The following is a 21185-nucleotide window of genomic DNA, read 5'->3' on the forward strand; positions in this document are numbered from 1 at the left end:
AATGGTAAAGAAAAAAAACATCCGAAAATCTGCACTTCTGCTGATAATGATAATGCTGGCAACGGGAATAACAGCATGTGGAACCGAGGAAGAGCCATTGCCGGATCTGTCTGCTATGGGAGCTGTCACAGCTGTATCACGAGAAGAAGGGTCAGGAACCAGAGCAGAATTTGAGAATCTTTTGAAACTGCCTGAGAGTGATACAGGAATAGTTGTTGATTCTACAGAGAAAGTTCTGAAAAAGGTGGAAGAAGATAAAAACGCAGTTGGTTATGTCGCATATAGTTCCGCAACAGATACGAATGGAAAAATACTTCAAATCAACGGAGTTCTTCCTTCTGAGAAAACAATAGACAATAACAGTTATCCTCTTTGCAGGGATTATTATCTGGCTTATAATGGAGAACTGACAGATGTGGAACAGGATTTCCTGACTTATGTAAAGAGTAAAGGACAGGATATTGTGAAACAATATTGTATTCAGGCTGACAGTACAACAACATTCCTTTCTGACAAGTCAGAAGGAAAGATTCTGATTGAAGGATCCACTTCAATGGAACCAATGGTAAAAGCACTGGCAGATGACTATCAGAAACAAAATCCAAATGCTGAAATAGAAGTAAAAGCAACAGATTCTTCAAGAGGGATTACGGCGGTGATAAGTGGAGAGTGTGATTTCGCAATGTCATCCAGAGAATTAAAGGATTATGAAGCAGAGCTTCTGGAAACAAAAGTCATTGGAAAAGATGCTATAGCTATTGTGATAAATGAAGAAAATCCACTGGAAAATCTTACAATAAAACAACTTACAGGTCTGTACAATGGAACATATAAAAACTGGGATGATCTTTCCTGAGAAAAACGAATATAATATCTTACAAGCACTGACTATAACGGTCGGTGCTTCTTTTTTTGATTTTTTCAAAATTATCTGACATTCTTCAAATTCCCACGTGTGATTAGTGGAAAAATAATTTTTTCTGCAAAAGTACCGTCCAAATGCCCTCTGAAACTTGCTATTAGTGAGGGAATATTTCATTTATGCGAAAAAAACTTGCAAAAGGGGGTTGGTAAATACCGCTTCCCAGGCTTTATAGGTAGAGGAACAATTATTTTAAAAATTTTACCCCAAAGATGTCCGCTTTTGCCTGTCTCAGTACAGAGTATGTGAAGGGACTAACAAAAGTAAAAGAAAAAATGATAAAAATGCAAAAAAATATCACGAATCTTTTGCATCTTGCGAAGTCATTTGACTCTAGTAATCAGAGGACGTTTTGGAATGTTCCTTCGATGAACCTTGACAACCGATAAGTGCACCCTGGAAGCCTAACAGGAGTTATGCCATGACCTTTCTTTTTCTGAGAGCGAGCGAAATTATAATGACACTCCCGATGATGGGCGGCTGACCGAAGCCTTATGGTCAGTGACCTGCTGATGCAGGCAGAGGCAGTCTGAGACGGCTGCAGGTGACAGGGAAACGCACGCCAGACCGCCGGACGAATGAAACTGATGACAATGTTTACAGGGCAAAATGCCCGGAAAGGAGCAGTTTATGACAGAACTGAAAATGAAAGAAATGCAGTTGATTAACTGGTTTGGATGCCCGAATCTGATTTATACAAGGGAGAGAATCCATCTGGTTGCCATGCTTACAACAGATGAAGAAATGAAAAAGAATCTTTACAGGGTATGCAGATTCCTTGCAAGAGAAGAAATCGCATATCGGTATCCGATCATGTATGAAATGATCCGGAAAATATTTTCACCGGATGATACCAATCCACCGGAAGCATGTGCAATGTTTATGCCGGACGATGAAACAGATGATGAAGAATATGCAATGGCAGCGTAGCTGCGGAAAGGACAGTAACGATTATGAATAAAGTGGTTTTAATGGGAAGACTGACAAAGAATCCGGAGATCAAATATGCCGGAAAAGATAATGATATGGCAGTAGCAAGATATACACTGGCGGTAAACAGAAGATATAAACGTGACGGTGAACAGGAAGCGGATTTTATTTCCTGTGTCACATTCGGAAAGAGTGCAGAGTTTGCACAGAAATATCTTCACAAGGGAATGAGGATTGTGATTGGCGGTCGTATCAGCACTGGCAATTATAAGGACAAGGACGGGAAAACAATTTATACTACAGATGTGATCGTGGAAGAACATGAATTTGCCCAGAACAAGGATAATGGTGTTGGAGCTGATTCATCGGAAACACCGAAAACAGATAAGGACGGATTTATGGAAGCACCGGAAGGTGAGGTTCCATTCGACTAAACCGAAGTAAATGGTTGGAGAGGTTGCCCTTTGTCGGGGCATCCTCTTTTCCATTTTACAGAAGACATCAAAAATTACAGGTATTCAACCTAAGGAAATCGTGATATAATCAAAATATGTTCAGATGAAAAATATGGAGGTTGCTTATGGGCGTAAGTTATAACAGATTATGGAAAATGCTCATAGATAAAAATATGAAGCGGATAGAGATGCAGTACCTCACCGGGATCAGTGGAAATATTCTTGCCAGGATGGGAAAAAACCAGTATGTATCAATGGAGACGATTGAGAAGATCTGCAAGAAGCTGGACTGCACCGTTGATGAGATGCTGGAATTTACAGATGATGAGTAACAAGAGCAGACATGTCAAATTATTAAAACTGGAAGAATGCTTCAGAAGTCGAAAAAAGAAATTGAAAAAAGATAACACGCCGGATACGGCATAAATCTCTTAGCAACGCTAAGAGCGCACTTCTATACAGGCAATTCCATCTGCCTGTATCGTGCGACCTGCGGTGCTGTTCCCGATTTCAAGAAATCTCAAACCGGGAAATACAGCGAAATCAGAGATTTCGTACAAGGGGAAGATCCCCTTGCGGCACAGATGCCTATCCCTGATAAAGTTTGTGACTGAATATTTCAGATATAGACATATAAGGGGAAAGAAAGTGTGAAATCAAAATTTGTGGAGAGATTTTATGATTAGAAAAGCAATACTAAAAGATGTTAATTCGATTGAAGATACTTACAATGAGCATTTCCAGTATGAACTGAATCATACAGCCTTTACTGTATTTAAGAAAGGGGTTTATCCAACGAAAGATGATGCAGAACGGGCTATTTATGCTGGTGCTTTGTTTGTATATGAAGAAAACGGAACAATTGTTGGAAGTATCATTATTGATAAAGTTCAACCAATAGAATATGCAACTATTCCTTGGAAAGAAAAATTATCTGAAGATGAGGTAATGGTAATTCACCTTTTAATGGTACGTCCGAGTATGTCTGGTAAAGGAATTGCATCATCACTAATAAAATTCGCTACAGAATTAGCACAAAAAAATAGTTGCAGGGCACTACGTTTGGATACAGGAAGTCAAAATATTCCTGCGCTATCTTTGTATCAAAAAAATGGATTTGAAATAATTGCTAGTGCTTCTAAAAAAGTTGGAGATGTAATTGCACACAAAAACCATCTTTTTCTCGAAAAGATATTGTAGTTCGTAAATTCCAGTTTGAAAAATTGAGAAAATCGGAGTTTGAGGAGCATCACCGTTATGATTAGAGAATTACGGAAAGTGGATATAAATAAAGTTGCAGAAATATGGTTAGATACAAATATAAAGACACATTATTTTATCTCTGCTCAATATTGGAAAAGTAATTTTGAGTTAGTAAAAGAACTTCTATTACAGGCAACTGTCTATGTTTACGAGGATAAACAGGAAATACAGGGTTTTATAGGGTTAAGTAACGAATACATTGAAGGTATTTTTGTTTCTGCCGAAATGCAATCTCAAGGTATAGGTAAAATTTTGCTAAACTATGTAAAGGGAAAAAGAAACAAATTAATCTTAAATGTATATCAAAAAAATACACGGGCAATATCCTTTTATCAAAGAGAAGGATTTGAGATTCAGTATAGCGGTTTGGATGAAGCTACTGGAGAAAAAGACTATGTAATGGCATGGCAGCAGAAATAGAAATTCAAGTTTTAGTGTTTGGAAAATTATGACTTAGTGTGCAAGTTGGGAGAAAATATGGTAACGGAAAAAGAGAAAAAAGCATGTCGATTTATTGCCGAATGGCTATAAGATTGTGAGACAGTCTCTGGTAGATGATCTGGAGGGCGAAAAAAAGGTATGTTGGGAGACAGAAATTTTGCAGGATGATGATAGTGGATTTACTTATGAAATCAGCAGGTGTCTGTATTTCGATACCTGTAAGGAACATGGCTATGCAGAGTTCTGCAAAGTATTTTGCAACCATGACTGGTATGCTTATGGAGTATTAAAGCATCATTCGAGATTTATCAGAAAATCGACGATTGCCGAAGATGGAACTGTATGTCATGATACAATCGAGAAAGTAACAGAGAAACATTTTTTATAAAACCGAAAAATTGATTATGGGAGGAAATTGAAAATGGCGAAAGAAGAGAGATTTGAAAAAATATATTCTCAGGGAGCATTAACTACTACTGAGATATGGGTGGATAAGGAAACTGGTGTGAATTATTTATATCATGCATGTGGGTATTCAGGTGGACTGACTCCATTGTTGGACAGAGATGGGAAACCAGTTATTTCTCAGGCTATAAATAGATGACCTTAGAAACAGCAACTGTTATGGTAAGTAACAGCATCGTCACAATATGTATATGGTCGATTGGTGTGTGCGGTAATATACTATATTCAGAAAAACAATTCAGGAGATTTTTATGAGAAGATCAGGTTGGACAAAATGGTTGATCGTGATTCCGGCAATGCTAGGCATTGTGTTGGTGACCTATGTGCGGTATACAACGGATATCTGGGGATTTGGTGCATTTATCTGCCAGCTGATTGCAATTTTGGAATTGGCTTATGGTCTGCGAATTGCGATGCTGGCACAGAATAGAAAGAAGTCCTATCGGTTAACACCGGAAGAACGACATGAGTATGCACGGTATTTATATGAGAAGCAATATCACCGTTACCCTGCTGTAGCGAATCAGATGCTTTTGGTTATGGCACGGATGAGTGTACTCCTTAACAATTATGAACGGGCTGCACAGGAGCTGGCAGATATTCGTATAGATAAATTCAATCCAGCACAGTTGAAGTTGTATTATTACCTGAAAGTGGTTACAGCAATGGCAGCAGGAGATGCGACAGGGATTCAAGAGAGCCAGATGTGTTACGCAGGGATTCCGGATACTAAATGCACATATCCGTCAAAAGCAGAGCTTGCTATGTGGATAGAGCAGAGAGCGGCAGCGCAGATGGCAGAGGCACTGAAGAAGGCAGTGCCGGATAAAAAAGAGCATCCGATACGGATCAGTATCATTACTTTGGTTCTTGCGTATAGTACCTTCTTCTATGGATTGTGGTATGGTATAAAACGTGATATGGGATATGAAGTGAGATATCGTTTCGCAGAAATATCGATTACTGTTATTACAATCAGTCTGGCGGTTCTTTTGATCTGGGGGATCGTGAGTTTATACAGACACAATTGCCAGGCATTATCCATACAATTCGGTAAAAACAAAGTGGCATTGATAATTGTCTATGGAGCTGCTGCGATATTTGCACTTTTGATTATTGGAATGAGTGGTCTGAGTGTAGTGTTCGGAATGGATGGAACAGAAACGGTGACTGGTTGTGACAGCAAATATACGTATATAACTGTGCAGGAAGATTATGGTGGTGAACGGAGATACAGAACCAATAATCCATTTGTTATGCAGAGTATGGATGGTCTGTGGTGGTCTTCGGATACAATAGATGAAGAAGATAATCAAGAAGAGGATACTACAGAATTACCGGATTTGGATACAGAGAATTCAACAGATTCAGAGGATATTCAGAGTGGAAATACCATAGAAGATTACGAGACAGAAGGGCAGCATGATGGTCTGACAATTCAAAATGCAATGCTGGCAGTTTATAATTACCTTCAGGAGCAGAATACACTTCAAAATATGGCGTTCAGTTACACGGCGAATGCAAAGGGAGAAGTCTATGCTGTCGTCAGCGAAACGCAGGAAACAAAGAACGGTAATACGGTAAATGTGAGATACTGTCTGTACGATAATGGTTCCAAGACAGATGCAGATGGTAATTCCTGCGAAGAACTGGTGTTAGAAAAAGTATATCCGGATGGCAATTACGAGACCGAATTGGTAGATTTTTATCTGGTAAATGCAGATACGATGCAGGTGACAGACGAACAGAAGAATACGTGGTAAAATAAATTCTGGGGAAGTAGGTGCATTGTATGACAATGAGAGAAAAAATAAAACTATTATCGTAAATGTTTCAAGCGGACTGGGTTCTTTTGGAAGTATGCAAAAGGACTCCAAGACATAAGAGGTGAACTGCGCTGATCCAGGTGCCACGGCAACAGATTTGAATGTCGACGGAGGAAAGCAAACAGTACAGGCGCAATCGTAAAACTTGCAATGATTGATAAAACCGGACTAACAGTAACTTTTATTAGTCGATTTGGAAATATGCCTTGGTAATCAACAATTCCGGTTTTACTGACTAAGAAAATGAGGAGGATTCATAATGAGTGAGAAAACAGAGATTACTTTTATGCAAACAAGACTAATCCGGCTTGCTTCAGAAGAGTGGCATTTACCTGTTGAACAGATTATCCACTTGTTTAAAGAAGCCGATGTTCTTGGATATATAGAAAAATGCTATGGGATTTTTCATTGTGAAGGCGATGAAGCTGTGCTTGAAGATATTACTGAATTTTTGCAAAGAAAGGGGATAGAGATTAGTGCTTGAGTTAAAAGATGGATTTGTTCTCTATCATGGAAGTTATTGTGAAGTAAAAGAGTCAGATCTTGCCAAATGTGCAAAGAGAAAAGATTTTGGACAGGGATTTTATTTAACCACATCAAAGGAACAGGCAGAAAGTTTTCTGAGAACCTCAATAGCCAAAGCCATCGCAACCGGAACAATTGAAGAGGGGCAGAAGTTTGGATATATTTCAACTTTTGAATTCAAACTTTCAGAAAATCTTGAAACGCATATTTTTGAAAATGCAGATGTGGACTGGTTACATTGTATCGCCGCTCACCGAAAGAAAAAAATGTTTATTGAGGTTGAACGTGAAATGGCAAAATATGATATCATTGCAGGAAAGATTGCGGATGATGCAACAAACGCTACTCTTACCGCTTATCTTGCGGGTGCTTTTGGGACTGCAGGTGATAAAGTAGCAGACGATTTCTGTATCAGACAGTTGCTGCCGAATAAATTGAAAGATCAATACTGCTTTAAAACTGAGGCAGCTATTGAGTGTCTGAAATTTGTGAAAGGTGAGAAGATATGGCTGAAGTAACAATTCCAAAGGAAAAAATGAATTATACAATCGACCTTCTGATCACTATGGTGACAGATGAAATCGCAGAAGAGACAGGCAAGGACAGAAACGAGGTATTGACAGATTTTTTGTGTTCAAAGACAGGAAAAGCACTGTATGATGAGAAGACAAAGCTGTGGTGCACTGGTCCGGCATATATAGCTGAACTGTATATGGAAGAATTAAAGAAATCCTGATATGGGATGTGAGTTTAAATTTATACGACAATGGTGACAAAGACTTTCATTCCAAGGAGCAACAATTAAATATTTCAAAAACGCTGAGGTCAGCATTTCCTAATCACAGGACAACGACCTCAGTTTTTTATACCCAGGAATCGGCATTCATGAATAAGCCGGTTCTTTTTGTTTACAGAAAAAAGAAGGAGTACAAGAAAATGAGCAGAGCAAAAAATCCAAAGTATGAATCCATGTCATTGGAGGAACTGAAGGCCAACATGGAAAAGAGCAGACAGGAACTGGAGGCAGCAATTCACCACAAAAACATTCTGGAGCAGCGGAAGAAGCTGGTAGAACGCAGGGAACGTTCCCACCGGCTGATTGTCAAAGGGGCAGAGTTTGAGAAAGTATTTCCGCTGTCCAGAGATCTGGAACAGGAAGACGTCCAGGACATGATGAATCAACTGCAGAACAGCAGTTACAACAAGAGTATTGTGCGGCAGGCTCATATAGCCGCCTTACACAAAGATCAACAGCAGATTGCAGAAGCAGTAAAAAAGACAGAGAAGGGAGATGACAGTTAATGGCACTGTATCATTTTTCAGTAAGGAATGTATCCAGAGGGAAAGGGCAGATGGTGGTCGCTTCCGCAGCCTATATTTCCGGGCAGAGGATTTTTGACAGTTATTACAACAAGATACACGATTATACGAGCAAGTCAGGTGTGATATTTACAGAAATCCTGACACCGGAGTATGTGCCAGAGCGTCTGACTGACAGGGAAACACTCTGGAACGAGGTGGAGCATGTGGAACGGAACAACAAGGCACAGCTTGCCTATTCGTTTGACATTGCACTGCAGAATGAATTGACACTTGAGGAAAATATCAGACTGGCAAAAGAGTTCTGCCAGGAGCAGTTTGTGGCACGTGGCATGATCGTGGATCTGGCAGTCCATGAGGGAAAAGCGGAAAATGAAGAAGAACCGGATAATCCCCATTTCCATGTGCTTGTCCCAATCCGTCCTTTTACAGAGGAAGGAATCTGGGGCAATAAGCAGAGAAGGGAATATATTCTTGATGAGGATGGAAACCGGGTGAAGGATGCCAAAGGAAAAGATATGTTCAATGCTGTTTCTACTACCGGATGGAATGATCCGGAGCTTTTAAAAGAATGGCGGCGGGCATGGACAGAGAAAGTAAATGGGAAATTCAGGGAGTGCCACATGGCATCCAGAATCGACCACCGTTCCTACAAAGAACAGGGGATTGACCTGATCCCGACCATCCATGAGGGATATGAAGTCCGGGCAATGGAGAAAAAGGGAATCAAAACGGTGATCGGAGAATTGAACCGGGCAATCCGGCAGTTTAACCAGATGTTTATTTCTCTGAAAGAATCCATTCAGTGGATGAAGACAGCTTATGAGGAAATGAAAGCAGAGCTGGATCGCAGGCAGAACCCGACACTGCTGGAAAGCCTGCAGGATTATTATGATAAAAAGACACAGGGCAGACCACCACTTCCCAATTTTTATGCGGAGATGAAACAGAGAGGTAAGAATCTCTCCAATTTACAGGAGTTTGCAAAATCCATCAGTTATCTTCAGACACATCAGATAGAAACGATGGATGACTTGCAGGAACGGATTGAGGAACTGAACGGTGTTGTTTCTGTCAGTAAAAAAGAAATTTCTGAAAAGCGGAAACAGTTAAAGGAACTTGAGAATCTGGAAAAGATGGCAGAGGTAATAAAAACAAATCAGCCATTGATTGATGAGTATAACCATTTCTATTTTCAGAAAAGACGGGAGAGATATTATCAGCAGCATAAAAAAGAAATCAATTATTACCGCAAATGTGAACGGGAACTGAAACAACATCTGGATAAAAATGGAAAAGTGCCAACTGCCAGATGGAAACGGGAGAAAGAAGAACTTCAGGCGGGGATCGAAGAGCTGAAAGCAGATAATCAGCCGTACCAGGAGGAACTAACTTTTGTGAAAAAGGTACAGAGCTGTGCGGATATTGCCAGACGTGACCGGGAAATGGCAGAAGCAGATACTTCCGGGCGTTCAGAAGAAAAAAGGGAGAAGCAGGTGAAGTTCCCGACATTTTACACAGTTCAGGCGAAAGAGATTCTTGAAGAAAACGGGAAAGCAGAGCAACAGCCGTTGAACCAGTCGGAGCAGAATCCAGAAAAGAAGACCTCTCTTCTGAGAAAACTGGATGAAAAAAAGAAAGAGTGTGCAGAGCGTGATGCAAAACAACAGGCAGTGAAGAAAAAGCGAAACTATGACATGAGTTTATAACAGTCTGTCAGCAGGACAGACGGGAAAGGATGAGCAAAATGCAGTATACAGAAGAACAAATTATAAGAGCAAATCAGACAGATCTTGTTTCTTTTCTGAGCGCACAGGGAGAACAACTAGGGAAAAGCGGAAAGGAATACCGTTGGAAAAAGCATGACAGTGTAACGGTATCCGGAAACCGGTGGTACAGGCACAGTCAGGGGAGGGGTGGCTATCCGGTGGATTTTGTGATGGAATTTTACAATGCCACATTTCCGGAAGCTGTCAAGATGCTAACCGGGGAGGAAGGCGAAGGCAGGAACAGTACCTGCCCCGCCCCGTCCCCTGACTTCCGATTACCAGAGAAAGAGGAAAATAATGATAGAATCATCAGATATCTGACAGAAAACAGAGGGATTGAAAAGAATATGGTGGAGGAATGGATCGGCAGTGGGGATATTTATGAAGAAAAGAAGCACCATAATGTGGTGTTTGTTGGCAGAGATGCAGACGGTATTCCAAGATATGCCCATTGCAGGGGAACTGGTGAAACAAAATACCGGGGAGATGTGGCTGAATCTGATAAATCTTACGGATTCTGTCACAGAGGGACGGATAATCAGTTGTTTGTGTTTGAAGCAGCCATTGATCTGCTTTCTTTTATCCAATTATTTCCCAAAGACTGGAAAAAGCGGAGCTACCTGAGTCTGGGTGGCATTTCCAGTGCGGCACTGATGGCTTTTCTTTCTGAACGCCCTCAGATTACTTCGGTTTTCCTGTGCCTGGATAATGACCATGCAGGGAATGAAGCCAGTGAGAAATTGGCAATAGAAATCCCGGACGGATACAGTGTCATCCGTCTGAAACCGTCCCGAAAGGACTGGAATGAAATCCTCTGTGATAAAAATGCAGACAGGAAGAAATCAATCATTGAAACAGTTACAATGAAAGTACCGGAGAAGGAAGAACTGGTGCCGATGTTGTGTTATGAAGACATTGAACAGACCAGTGTAGAATGGCTGTGGTTTCCCTATCTGCCATTTGGAAAACTGACGATTATTCAGGGCAATCCAGGAGAGGGAAAAACTTATTTTGCCATGATGCTGACCGCAGCCTGCACGAACCGTAAGACTTTCCCGAACATGGAAGAGATTGAACCTTTTAATGTGATCTATCAGACTGCAGAAGACGGTATGGGAGATACGATTAAGCCGAGGCTGGTGGAAGCAGGAGCAGACCTGAGTCGGGTGATGGTCATTGATGATACAGAGGAAGCATTGACGTTATCCGATGACCGTATTGAAAAAGCAATCCGTCAGAATCAGGTCAGACTTTTAATCATTGATCCGGTACAGGCTTTTATCGGTGCCGATGTGGATATGAACCGGGCAAATGAAGTCCGTCCGGTATTCCGGAAACTGGGAATGATCGCTGAAAAGACCGGTTGTGCGATTGTGCTGATCGGACATCTGAATAAATCTTCAGGGACACAGAGTACTTACCGGGGACTTGGTTCTATTGATATCATGGCGGCGGTGAGAAGCCTGCTTTTTATCGGGAAAGTAAAGAAAGACCCGACAACAAGAGTACTGATCCATGAGAAAAGTTCTCTTGCACCTCCAGGTGAGACGATGGCATTTAAACTTGGAGATGAAGAAGGATTCCGCTGGGTGGGAGCTTATGAGATTTCCGCAGATGATCTTCTGGACGGAAAGGAAGGAAAGCCGACAGAAACAAAACTGCAACGGGGAACGAAACTGATCTATGAACTGCTTGCAGACGGAAATGCAGTCACAATCCGGGAACTGGATGAAAAGGCAAAAGCACAGGGAATCTCCCAGAGAACCATGCGAGAAGCCAGAAGCCGGATGAAAGAAGAACTGGATTATCGGATGAATGAAAAGCAGGAAAATACCATTCGATTAAAAAAACAAGGGAGAATGGGTGACGGCAGAATTTTGGAGTGAACGGCAGGCTTTATAGATACCCTATCTGCCGTCTGCCGTCTGCCGGTGCAAGGCAATCAAACGGAAATAGCAGGTATCCATACAGAATAAGGATTGCTGTGAATCTGGAACAAAAATGAATTGTAATATGGCGGATATAATGGTATGATTATCCGGTAACAGCAATGTTACGGGGAAGCACCTGTGACAGGGTGTGGCTGCCTCCTGATATTTACAGACCGGAGCCTTTCGGGGTTCTGAGATGAAAGAAAGGAGGTGCGTGATATGACAGCTTATGAGATTATCTCAATATTCTTAGGCGTACTCAGTTTACTGATCGCTTTTGGTAGCCTGTTAATTGCGATTATTGCCTTTCTTGATCGGAAGAACAAGAGGAAATAAAAATGCCTATCCTGTCTGCCAACAGGATAGGCGGTGGTCGTAAGACCATTTAGTCAACTCAGGCGGCATCCACTTTGGAGTGGGTGCTTTTCCTATAACAAATGTACCACACATTCCTCTTGTTTTCAATGGGAAAATTAAAATATGCAGTTCATCTGACAGGGATTTATCCCTGTCTTTATTATATCCCCAATTTCTGAAATGTTAATACAAAAATTTTAATATATGTAACCAACAGTCTGGGCAGTTAATCTGTAAAAATGGATTAGCTGCTCTTTTTTTGCAAAAAATGGAGGTTTTACAATGGCAGTGAAGAAGAAAATTATCAACATCAGAGTATATTTTGACGGTGATCAGGACGCAAAAGAAGTGTTTGCAGAGGTGATCGCACAGAAAATACGTGACACGAAAACAAAAGATAAACTTGCAATAATGAAAGATAAGCAGTATAATGATTATGAGTTCAGTAATCTGAAATCTGCGTAGGATGTGCAAAGTAACGGAGGTATCAGATGAACAACAGATATATGAGTAACAATATAGAAAGAAATGCAACCTGGAGAGTTGGTGTATACTGCCGACTTTCCAAAGATGACGAATTGACCGGAGAGAGTGCCAGCATCTCCAACCAGAGAGACATACTGGTGAATTACTGTCAGTCACAGGGCTGGCAGGTGGTGGATGTGTTTCAGGACGATGGTTATACAGGATTGAACACAGACCGACCTGATTTGCAGAGACTTCTCAAAGCCTGTGAAAAAGGACTGGTGAATCTTGTAATTACCAAAGACCAGAGCCGACTGGGACGAAACCATGTACAGACAGGATTTCTGATGGAGGAGTTTTTCCCAAAGCATGGAGTAAGGTATATCGCATTATATGATAATGTGGATACCTTTGCCGGAGACAATGAGATTGCCCCATTTAAGAACGTGCTGAACGAGATGTATTCCAGAGATATTTCCAAGAAAGTCCATGCGTCCTATCACCTGCAGGCAACCAAGGGAAAGTTTACAGGTGTTGTTCCACCACTGGGATATCAGAAAGACCCGGAGGAAAAGGGACATCTCCTGATTGACGACGAGACAGCACCGATTGTCCGGAAAATTTTCCAGTGGGCGGTGGACGGTCATGGGATTAACTTTATATCCAGAGAACTGGAACGCCAGCAGATTCCCTGCCCGTCATGGTGGCACCGGAAACGGGGACTCCGCACCTATTACACAAAATGGGAAAAGAAAGACCCGGAAAATGGGAAATATGTATGGGATGAATCCTATCTGAAATCCCTGCTGATGAATCCCGTTTACTGTGGTGACATGGCTTCCCAGAAAAGGTACTACCGTTTCAAGATTGGCAATCAGGGAGATAAAGCTCCGGAGGACTGGATCACAGTCAGGGATACCCACGAAGCAATCATTCCGCAGGATGTATTTGATCTGGTACAGGCAAAGATGAAAGGCAGGAAACGCCAGACAGAACAGGGAGAATACAGCATGTTTGCCGGATTACTCCGCTGTGCAGAGTGTGGCGGTGCGTTGACGTTGAAGAAGACGCACACCAAAGACCAGCATGAAGTTTATACCTGTTCCACTTATATCCATAAGGGGAAAGCACATTGTACCCAGCACCGGGTGGATGCTGATGACCTGTATGATGCAGTCCTTACCAGAATCCAGGAATGTGCAAAAGCAGTTACCGGAGACGGAACAGAACTGGAAAACCGGGTAAAGGAGTTATGCGAGGAAGATACACAGGGACACAGGGAAAGTCTGGAGAAGCTGGTATCAAAGCAGAAAGACCGCCTGGAAACGTTAGACCGGCTGATTGCAAAACTGTATGATGACCTTATCAATGACAAGATTACAGAATCTGTTTTTGATAAGATGCTGGAGAAGACACAGAAGGAGCAGACAGATATCAAAAAGGAACTTTTCCAGAATGAGAGTGTGCTGAATACGGAAGAAAAACTGGATGCACAGTCCCAGCAGTGGATTGACGATATTAGCGAGTATGCGGACATCAAAGAACTGGATGCCAATCTTCTGAACCGGCTGATCAGTAAAATCGTTATCTCAGAACCGCAGGAGAAAGACGGAACAGAAAATTACTGCCGTACTCCTGAAACGGTCACAATGGAAATTCATTTCAACTTAAAACCAATACCGGAGCTTGGAACCATCGAAAGAGGTTCCGGCTCCCATAAATAAGAAAAATCTATCAAAATTTAATCTATTTTAATCTTTTCAAGGCTCATTTCGAGCAAATATTTTCTCATAAAAGACATAAAACAGTTGATGGCGGGCGGTGGCATCGTACTGATTGGAATAAACCTGATTCCACAGCTTGCAACTTTGTTTGGATAAATAAATGGGTGGAATAACCGAAAAAATAACAGAGTTCATAAAGGATCTGCTAACAGGCTGGATCACATCAAACCTGGATACCATGTTCACCGATGTAAATACCAAAGTAGAAACGATTGCTACAGAGGTTGGGAAAACACCCCAAAATTGGAACAGTGGCATTTTTTCCATGATAAAAAATCTGTCGGATAATGTCATTGTCCCCATTGCGGGGATGATTATTACATTTGTACTGTGTTATGAGCTGATTTCCATGATTATGGAAAAAAACAATATGCACGATACGGATACGTTTATGTTTTTCAAATACATTTTTAAGATGTGGGTAGCGGTATATCTTGTTACTCATACTTTTGATATTGCGATGGCAATTTTTGATGTAGCGAATCATGTGGTATCCAATGCTGGCGGTATGATAACCGGTTCCGCATCTATTGATGTTACAGAAGCATTGAAAACGCTTCTTGAAACGCAGATTGAAGATATGGGAATCGGAGAATTACTGGGGCTTGGTCTGGAAACGATGCTGGTCAGTTTATGTCTAAAAATCATATCAGTCCTGATTACCGTCATTTTATATGGACGAATGATAGAAATATATCTTTATGTCTCTGTGGCACCTATTCCGTTTTCAACATTTACGAACAGGGAATGGGGAAGTATTGGAAATAATTACGTGAAGGCATTATTAGCGTTGGGATTCCAGGGATTTTTTATGATGGTATGTGTTGCGATTTATGCAGTTCTGGTAAATGCTATTACAGTTGCGGATAATCTTCATACAGCTATCTGGTCAGTTGCAGCATATACAGTTATTTTATGTTTCAGCCTGTTTAAGACCAGTTCCCTGGCAAAATCAATCTTCAATGCACATTAGGAGGAAACAAGAATATGGCATATGTTCCAGTGCCGAAAGATTTTTCAAAAATAAAGACAAAATTAGCACTGAATTTAACTAAAAGACAAATTATATGTTTTTCTCTGGCAGGAATTTGTGGTGTTCCGGTCTATTTGCTGACAAAAGCAGGACTGGGAACAGATGTGGCAGCAACGCTTATGATCATAGTGATGCTGCCATTTTTCTTTTTTGCAATGTATGAAAAGGATGGATTTCCAGCAGAGAAAATATTGCTTCACATTATCCGGCAGAAATTTTTAAGACCTGGAATCAGGGTCTATCGTTCCCAAAACTTATATGACCGGATTATAGAGTACGATAAATTAGAGAAAGAGGGTGCATGGCTTGAGAAAAAGGCAAAAGAAGCCAGGGAAGCGAGAAATCCGTTCCATTTCCTTAAAAAAGCAGACCGAAAAAAATAAGAAACAGAAAACCGGACTTACGAAAGAAGAAAAAAAGCGTCTGAAAGAACTTCGGATGATAAAAGCGGAGAATCAGAAGAAGAGGAAGCCTTTTACAGCGCAGGATACGATTCCATATAAGGAAATATATAAGGATGGTATCTGCAGGACAGATGATAACTATTATTCAAAGATGGTGCAGTTCTACGATATAAATTACCAGTTAGCGCAGAATGATGATAAAGCGGCTATTTTTGAGAACTATTGTGAGTTCCTGAATTCATTTGACAGCTCTGTTGAGGTACAAATTACATTTCTTAATCAACAGGTGAATTTTGATGAGTATGCAAAAAATATTGATATTCCAGAGCAGGATGACTGTTTCAATGATATTCGGAAAGAATATTCGGATATGTTGAAAATGCAGCTTTCCAAAGGAAATAATGGGCTTGTAAAAACAAAATATATTACATTTTCCATTAAGGCGGATAATCTGCGAAATGCAAAATCCAGGCTGGAGAGAATTGAAGCCAGTGTATTGAATAATTTTAAGGTGATGGGAGCCATGGCAGAGCCTTTAAATGGGGTAGAACGTCTGAAAATTCTGCATGATGTGATGAATATGGACACAAAAGAATCTTTCCATTTCCATTATGGGATGGTTGCAAAAACAGGTCTGCAGACAAAAGACTTTATTGCACCTACCGGATTTGATTTTCGCAATGACAGCTATTTTCGGATGGGACAGACTTTTGGATGCGTGTCATATTTACAGATTACATCACCAGAACTTACGGATAAACTGCTGGCAGATCTGCTGGATCTGGAAGAGAATCTTATCATCAATATGCACCTGCGTCCAATTGATCCCAAGGCAGCTATTAAAAGCCTGAAAAGTACGCTGTCAAATATTCAGAAAATGAAAATTGAAGAACAGAAGAAAGCGGTCAGAAGCGGATATGATATGGATATTATTCCAACGGACATTTCTACATACGGAGAGGATGTGGAGGGATTGCTCAATGAAATCCAGTCCAGGAATGAGAAACTTTTTGAACTTACTTTTTTGCTGATGAATACAGCGGACAATAAGAGAAAACTGGACAATATTGTGTATCAGACTGCAGGAATCGCCCAGAAATATAATTGCAATATACGGAGACTTCAATATCAGCAGGAACAGGGACTTGTGGCATCACTACCACTGGGAATGAACCAGACTGGAATACAGAGAATTATGACTACGACTTCTACAGCAATCTTTGTTCCGTTTACCACACAGGAACTTTTCCAAGGCGGTGAAGCTCTTTACTATGGCTTAAATGCACTGTCAAACAATCTCATTATGGTGGATCGGAAACGATTGAAAACACCTAACGGCCTGATTTTGGGTACTCCTGGTTCCGGTAAGAGTTTTGCAACGAAAAGAGAAATTCTCAATGTTTTCCTGATTACAGACGATGACATTATTATCTGTGACCCGGAGGGAGAATATTTTCCGCTGGTAAATGCCTTAAATGGTGAAGTTATTAAAATCAGTGCAAAAAGTAATGATTACATCAATCCTATGGAAGTGAACCTGGATGTTATTTATCATCCGGAGAAATACAGGATTAATGGCGATGTGGAGGATATTGATACCATTATTGCTGATAAAGCAGAGTTTATCACATCTTTCTGCGAGGTCATTATGAAGAAACCTCAAAATGCAGAATTAAATGGTGATGAGGTTTCCATGATTGACCTGTGTGTAAAAGACATTTATAAAAAATATCTTTACAATGATCCAAAACCGGAAAATATGCCGACTTTGCAGGATTTCTATGAACGTTTGAACTTTTATGCACCAGATAAACCAGCAGCACAGAACATTGCCAACAGTCTGCAGTTGTATGTAACAGGATCGCAGAATGTATTTAACCATCGAAGTAATGTCGATACGCAGAACAGAGTGGTATGCTTTGATATTCGGGAACTTGGAACCACACTACGAAAAGCAGGGATGTTGATTGTCCAGCATATGGTTTGGACAAGAGTATCACAGAACCGCAGTCGCAGGAAATCAACCCGTTATTATGTGGATGAATTTCACCTTTTGCTGAACCAGCCACAGACTGCTAATTATTCTATTGAAATGTGGAAGAGATTTCGTAAGTGGGGTGGAATCATTACAGGAATCAGTCAGAATGTAACAGATTTTCTTGGCTCTCTGGCAGTAGAAAGTATTGTGGGAAACAGTGATTTTATCCTGATGTTAAATCAGCACAGCGGGGATCAGAAGATCCTTGCGGAGAAATTGAATATTTCCAAGCATCAGATTTCTTTTGTAAATAACAGTAATGCAGGAGAAGGGCTGCTTTTTTACGGAAATGTAATCATACCTTTTGCAGACAGATATCCGCAGGATACCAGAACCTATGCTTTGATGAGTACTAAACCGGATGAGATTCAGACTTAACGGACAAAAAAGCAGAGGTGAGGTACATTGGGAAAACAAAAATATACGGCGAAAGAGAAGAAAGTCAGCCGTATGACCAGAAATGGTCTGGTTGAGGAAAATCTTGCAACAAAGGAGACCAGAAAAGTTACAAACAGCGATCAGGAGTTGCCTTATAAACAGAAGGATGTAGAACAGGCATTTATTACTTCTGAAAAGAAGAAAAACTCTCATAAAAAAGCTGAAAAGAAACAATTTTCCGAAAAAGTTCAGGAGGGAAATCCTGCCAAAAAAGAAGAGGCTGCAAACAGTCCTCCGGGAAAACGAAAAACACAGGGACGGTACAGATACCGGGACAAGCCTGCAGGTGTATCTGTGGATTCAGCGGTAGAAATACGTGAGCGCAAAGAAAAACACAGGAGCCAGTATCAGCGACAGAAAAAGAAACAGCAGAGACTGCAGTTTGGAAAACTGGAGACAGATGGAAGTCTGAAGAAAGAAAAGAAAACTTCGGCTGAAACAGATGGAGGACATTTTCAGGCAGAGAAGAATGATGTTTCTACAAACCGAAAAAAAGGAAAGCAGAAATATAGCCGAAAAACAATAAAAACTTATCAGGAAGTGGATAAGGCTGCAAGAAAACAGGAAGCTGAGAGGCAGAACAAAATTCCGAAAGATTCTGTTTATACCAAGAAAACAAATGAGGAACAGAAAGCAAAGGTAAAGTACCATTTATATTTCGACAAAAAAACAGGGAAAACGGATGGTAAAAAGAAAACCTTGTCTTCTGTTCCCAAGAAAGCATTAAAAAATGCAGTATATCAGAAAGCAGGCGAAGACGAAGAGGAAAACAGTGCTGTAGATGCAGCACATAAGCTGGTGCGTTCAGGTGAGTGGATATTACAGGAACATAGCAGTAGAAATATCCGGAAGAACCGCAGTCAGATACATAAAGAAAACCGTTTAGAGAAAAGAGCCTGGAAGAGTGCATCCAGGTATCAATATCAGAAATATCTGGAAGAACATCCAGAGATGCAGAAAAAGCTGATCAGAAAATTAATACAGAAGCAGAGGATTAAGCGAGAGTATCAGATGGCATACCGGGCTGGGAAAATTGCAAAAGAAACAAAAGACACCTCAATCCGGTCAGTAAATCTTGCTACTAAAATTGCAAGAAAGGCACAGGAAGTATTTGTAAGAAATGTAACTACTCTGATCTCAATGGGGTTGTTATTGATTTTGCTTCTTTCCGTAATGACAGGATTTGCTTCCTGTTCGGCTATGTTTTCTAATGGAATTTCTACGGTAATCGCTTCCAGTTACATTGTGGATCCGGACGAAATTGAAAAAGCAGAGTTGTATTATACGCAGTTGGAAGCCAGTCTTCAACAGAAAATAAACCAGATGGAAGCCCGGTATCCAGGAAAAGATGAATACAGATATAACATTGGTGAAATCGGCCATGATCCTCATACATTGATCAGTTATCTGACTGCCAGTTATGGGGATTTTAAGTTTGATGAGATAAAAGGAGAACTGGAAACAATTTTTTCTTTACAGTACGGAATCACCGTAGAGGAAAAAAGTGAAACCCGGCAGGAAACATCTACAATACAGGTAGGGCAGTCATTGGGAAATGTTGTGACCAGTGGATACTGTAATTGTCCCATCTGCTGTGGCGTGTGGAGTGGAGGACCTACTGCTTCAGGGGCAATGCCACAGGCTAATCATACGCTTGCGGTTGATGCTGCAAACCCATTTCTTCCAATGGGGACGAAAGTAGTGATGAATGGGATTGAGTACACCGTAGAAGATACTGGAAACTTTGCCCAGTATGGTGTCCAGTTTGATGTTTATTATGATAATCACGCAGTAGCTGAGGCACATGGTCATCAGACCTGGGAATGTTTTCTGGCAGAGGGCAATCAGAACTCTGTGGAAGTTACCCGTACAGTAACTGCAGATGTACTGAATGTTTCTGTTCAGGCAAAACCGCTTAGAAGTGTTATTCTGTCCAGAATGGAAGAGGATGAGCAGGAAATTTATGAAGAGGTCTATTCCAACAGAGGAAATTTACAGACATATAAAACTCCGGTTGAGTTAAACTGGTATGCCTATATCAGTACCTATTATGGGTATTCTGTAAACAATGGAACCGGGCAGACACAACTTCACAGAGGTGTGACGATTAATGTACGACAGGGAACAGAAGTGAAGTCAGCGATGAATGGTTTTGTTGTAGATGTAGGATATAGCGGAACTTTTGGAAATTATGTAGTTACGCAGGATAAAAAAGGTGTGCAGATTAAATACGCTTATCTGCAGAGCATTTCGGTAGCAAATGGTCAGGAAGTAACAACAGATACTGTAATTGGTACAACGGGAAGTACAGGAAGTGCAACCGGAAGCCAGTTATATTTGGAACTGGTCAAAGATGGGGAATATTATAATCCTGTTTTTTATATCAGTACCGGAGATAGCGGGCTGTATGTTGGAGGCGGCAGTTATGATGATGAGACTGTGCGGAGATTATTTGCGGAAGCAGACAAATATCTTGGTATGCCGTATGTATGGGGCGGTTCCAGCCCGGAGACTTCTTTTGACTGTTCTGGTTTTGTAAGCTATGTGTTTACCAATTCGGGTGTCTGCAATATGGGAAGACTTACTGCACAGGGAATTTATGACATTTGTATGCCTGTATCACCAGAAGAAGCAAGGCCAGGAGATATTATCTTTTTCACTGGGACGTATGATGCGGGAGAGCCGGTTACCCACGTAGGAATTTATGCCGGAGATGGACAGATGATCCATTGTGGAAATCCAATTCAGTATACGTCCATTAATTCTGCATACTGGCAGTCTCATTTTTATGCTTTTGGCAGGCCATAAGGAGGGGCGTA

23 protein-coding genes are annotated in these 21185 nt (G+C 40.9%); all 23 read left to right on the forward strand.

Features of this window, described 5'->3' with window-relative positions; translation table 11 throughout:
- Position 1 precedes the first annotated feature (1 nt).
- The 23 genes from NE671_RS10055 (at position 2) to NE671_RS10165 (ending at position 21174) form a co-directional block, all read left to right on the forward strand.
- A complete protein-coding gene (locus tag NE671_RS10055; RefSeq protein WP_015543454.1) occupies positions 2–856 on the forward strand; it encodes a substrate-binding domain-containing protein in 855 nt (284 codons plus the stop codon).
- A 696-nt stretch (positions 857–1552) separates the two neighbouring features.
- The gene (locus NE671_RS10060; protein WP_015543455.1) at positions 1553–1852 is read left to right on the forward strand and encodes a hypothetical protein; all 300 of its coding nucleotides are present in this window, start codon (positions 1553–1555) and stop codon (positions 1850–1852) included.
- 23 nt (positions 1853–1875) lie between these two features.
- Complete coding sequence (locus tag NE671_RS10065) at positions 1876–2286, forward strand: single-stranded DNA-binding protein (RefSeq protein ID WP_003864594.1); 411 nt, start codon at positions 1876–1878, stop codon at positions 2284–2286.
- A 146-nt stretch (positions 2287–2432) separates the two neighbouring features.
- A complete protein-coding gene (locus NE671_RS10070; RefSeq protein WP_003864593.1) occupies positions 2433–2639 on the forward strand; it encodes a helix-turn-helix domain-containing protein in 207 nt (68 codons plus the stop codon).
- Positions 2640–2985: 346 nt separating this feature from the next.
- Complete coding sequence (locus NE671_RS10075) at positions 2986–3507, forward strand: GNAT family N-acetyltransferase (RefSeq protein ID WP_003864592.1); 522 nt, start codon at positions 2986–2988, stop codon at positions 3505–3507.
- Positions 3508–3564: 57 nt separating this feature from the next.
- Positions 3565–3990, forward strand: a complete 426-nt coding sequence (locus NE671_RS10080) for an N-acetyltransferase (protein ID WP_003864588.1) — start codon at positions 3565–3567, stop codon at positions 3988–3990.
- A 94-nt stretch (positions 3991–4084) separates the two neighbouring features.
- Positions 4085–4399 (forward strand): L-2-amino-thiazoline-4-carboxylic acid hydrolase, encoded by a 315-nt coding sequence (locus NE671_RS10085; protein WP_040466130.1) that lies wholly within the window; start codon positions 4085–4087, stop codon positions 4397–4399.
- 33 nt (positions 4400–4432) lie between these two features.
- On the forward strand, positions 4433–4615 hold the full coding sequence (locus NE671_RS10090; RefSeq protein ID WP_003864586.1) for a DUF6440 family protein: 183 nt from the start codon (positions 4433–4435) through the stop codon (positions 4613–4615).
- Positions 4616–4727: 112 nt separating this feature from the next.
- Positions 4728–6239 carry a hypothetical protein gene (locus NE671_RS10095; RefSeq protein WP_003864585.1) on the forward strand — a complete coding sequence of 504 codons (1512 nt, stop codon included), beginning with the start codon at positions 4728–4730 and terminating at the stop codon, positions 6237–6239.
- A 322-nt stretch (positions 6240–6561) separates the two neighbouring features.
- The gene (locus NE671_RS10100; protein ID WP_003864584.1) at positions 6562–6786 is read left to right on the forward strand and encodes a DUF3791 domain-containing protein; all 225 of its coding nucleotides are present in this window, start codon (positions 6562–6564) and stop codon (positions 6784–6786) included.
- The gene (locus NE671_RS10105; protein ID WP_173740453.1) at positions 6779–7345 is read left to right on the forward strand and encodes a DUF3990 domain-containing protein; all 567 of its coding nucleotides are present in this window, start codon (positions 6779–6781) and stop codon (positions 7343–7345) included. The genes NE671_RS10100 and NE671_RS10105 overlap by 8 nt, the downstream gene beginning before the upstream one ends.
- Positions 7333–7563: a hypothetical protein gene (locus tag NE671_RS10110; RefSeq protein ID WP_003864582.1), complete on the forward strand. Its 231-nt coding sequence runs from the start codon at positions 7333–7335 to the stop codon at positions 7561–7563. The genes NE671_RS10105 and NE671_RS10110 overlap by 13 nt, the downstream gene beginning before the upstream one ends.
- A gap of 200 nt (positions 7564–7763) precedes the next feature.
- Positions 7764–8129 (forward strand): DUF3847 domain-containing protein, encoded by a 366-nt coding sequence (locus NE671_RS10115; protein ID WP_015543456.1) that lies wholly within the window; start codon positions 7764–7766, stop codon positions 8127–8129.
- Complete coding sequence (gene mobQ / locus NE671_RS10120; protein ID WP_003864580.1) at positions 8129–9856, forward strand: MobQ family relaxase; 1728 nt, start codon at positions 8129–8131, stop codon at positions 9854–9856. The genes NE671_RS10115 and mobQ overlap by 1 nt, the downstream gene beginning before the upstream one ends.
- A 38-nt stretch (positions 9857–9894) precedes the next feature.
- Positions 9895–11802, forward strand: a complete 1908-nt coding sequence (locus NE671_RS10125; RefSeq protein ID WP_023843669.1) for an AAA family ATPase — start codon at positions 9895–9897, stop codon at positions 11800–11802.
- A gap of 264 nt (positions 11803–12066) precedes the next feature.
- A complete protein-coding gene (locus NE671_RS10130; protein ID WP_015543458.1) occupies positions 12067–12183 on the forward strand; it encodes a putative holin-like toxin in 117 nt (38 codons plus the stop codon).
- Positions 12184–12486: 303 nt separating this feature from the next.
- The gene (locus NE671_RS10135; protein ID WP_015521925.1) at positions 12487–12669 is read left to right on the forward strand and encodes a hypothetical protein; all 183 of its coding nucleotides are present in this window, start codon (positions 12487–12489) and stop codon (positions 12667–12669) included.
- 26 nt (positions 12670–12695) lie between these two features.
- On the forward strand, positions 12696–14393 hold the full coding sequence (locus tag NE671_RS10140) for a recombinase family protein (RefSeq protein WP_015521926.1): 1698 nt from the start codon (positions 12696–12698) through the stop codon (positions 14391–14393).
- A gap of 24 nt (positions 14394–14417) precedes the next feature.
- The gene (locus tag NE671_RS10145; protein ID WP_373153066.1) at positions 14418–14549 is read left to right on the forward strand and encodes a Maff2 family mobile element protein; all 132 of its coding nucleotides are present in this window, start codon (positions 14418–14420) and stop codon (positions 14547–14549) included.
- A 4-nt stretch (positions 14550–14553) separates the two neighbouring features.
- Positions 14554–15426: a VirB6/TrbL-like conjugal transfer protein, CD1112 family gene (locus tag NE671_RS10150; RefSeq protein ID WP_005426566.1), complete on the forward strand. Its 873-nt coding sequence runs from the start codon at positions 14554–14556 to the stop codon at positions 15424–15426.
- Positions 15427–15440: 14 nt separating this feature from the next.
- A complete protein-coding gene (locus NE671_RS10155) occupies positions 15441–15869 on the forward strand; it encodes a PrgI family protein (RefSeq protein WP_005426563.1) in 429 nt (142 codons plus the stop codon).
- Between the two features lie 55 nt (positions 15870–15924).
- A complete protein-coding gene (locus NE671_RS10160; RefSeq protein ID WP_117640066.1) occupies positions 15925–18306 on the forward strand; it encodes a VirB4-like conjugal transfer ATPase, CD1110 family in 2382 nt (793 codons plus the stop codon).
- 27 nt (positions 18307–18333) lie between these two features.
- A complete protein-coding gene (locus NE671_RS10165) occupies positions 18334–21174 on the forward strand; it encodes a CD1108 family mobile element protein (RefSeq protein ID WP_244095953.1) in 2841 nt (946 codons plus the stop codon).
- Positions 21175–21185 lie beyond the last annotated feature (11 nt).

Origin of the sequence: Blautia sp. DFI.9.10, assembly GCF_024461705.1 — a bacterium.
In the GTDB taxonomy this organism is placed as follows: Bacteria; Bacillota; Clostridia; order Lachnospirales; family Lachnospiraceae; genus Blautia_A; species Blautia_A fusiformis.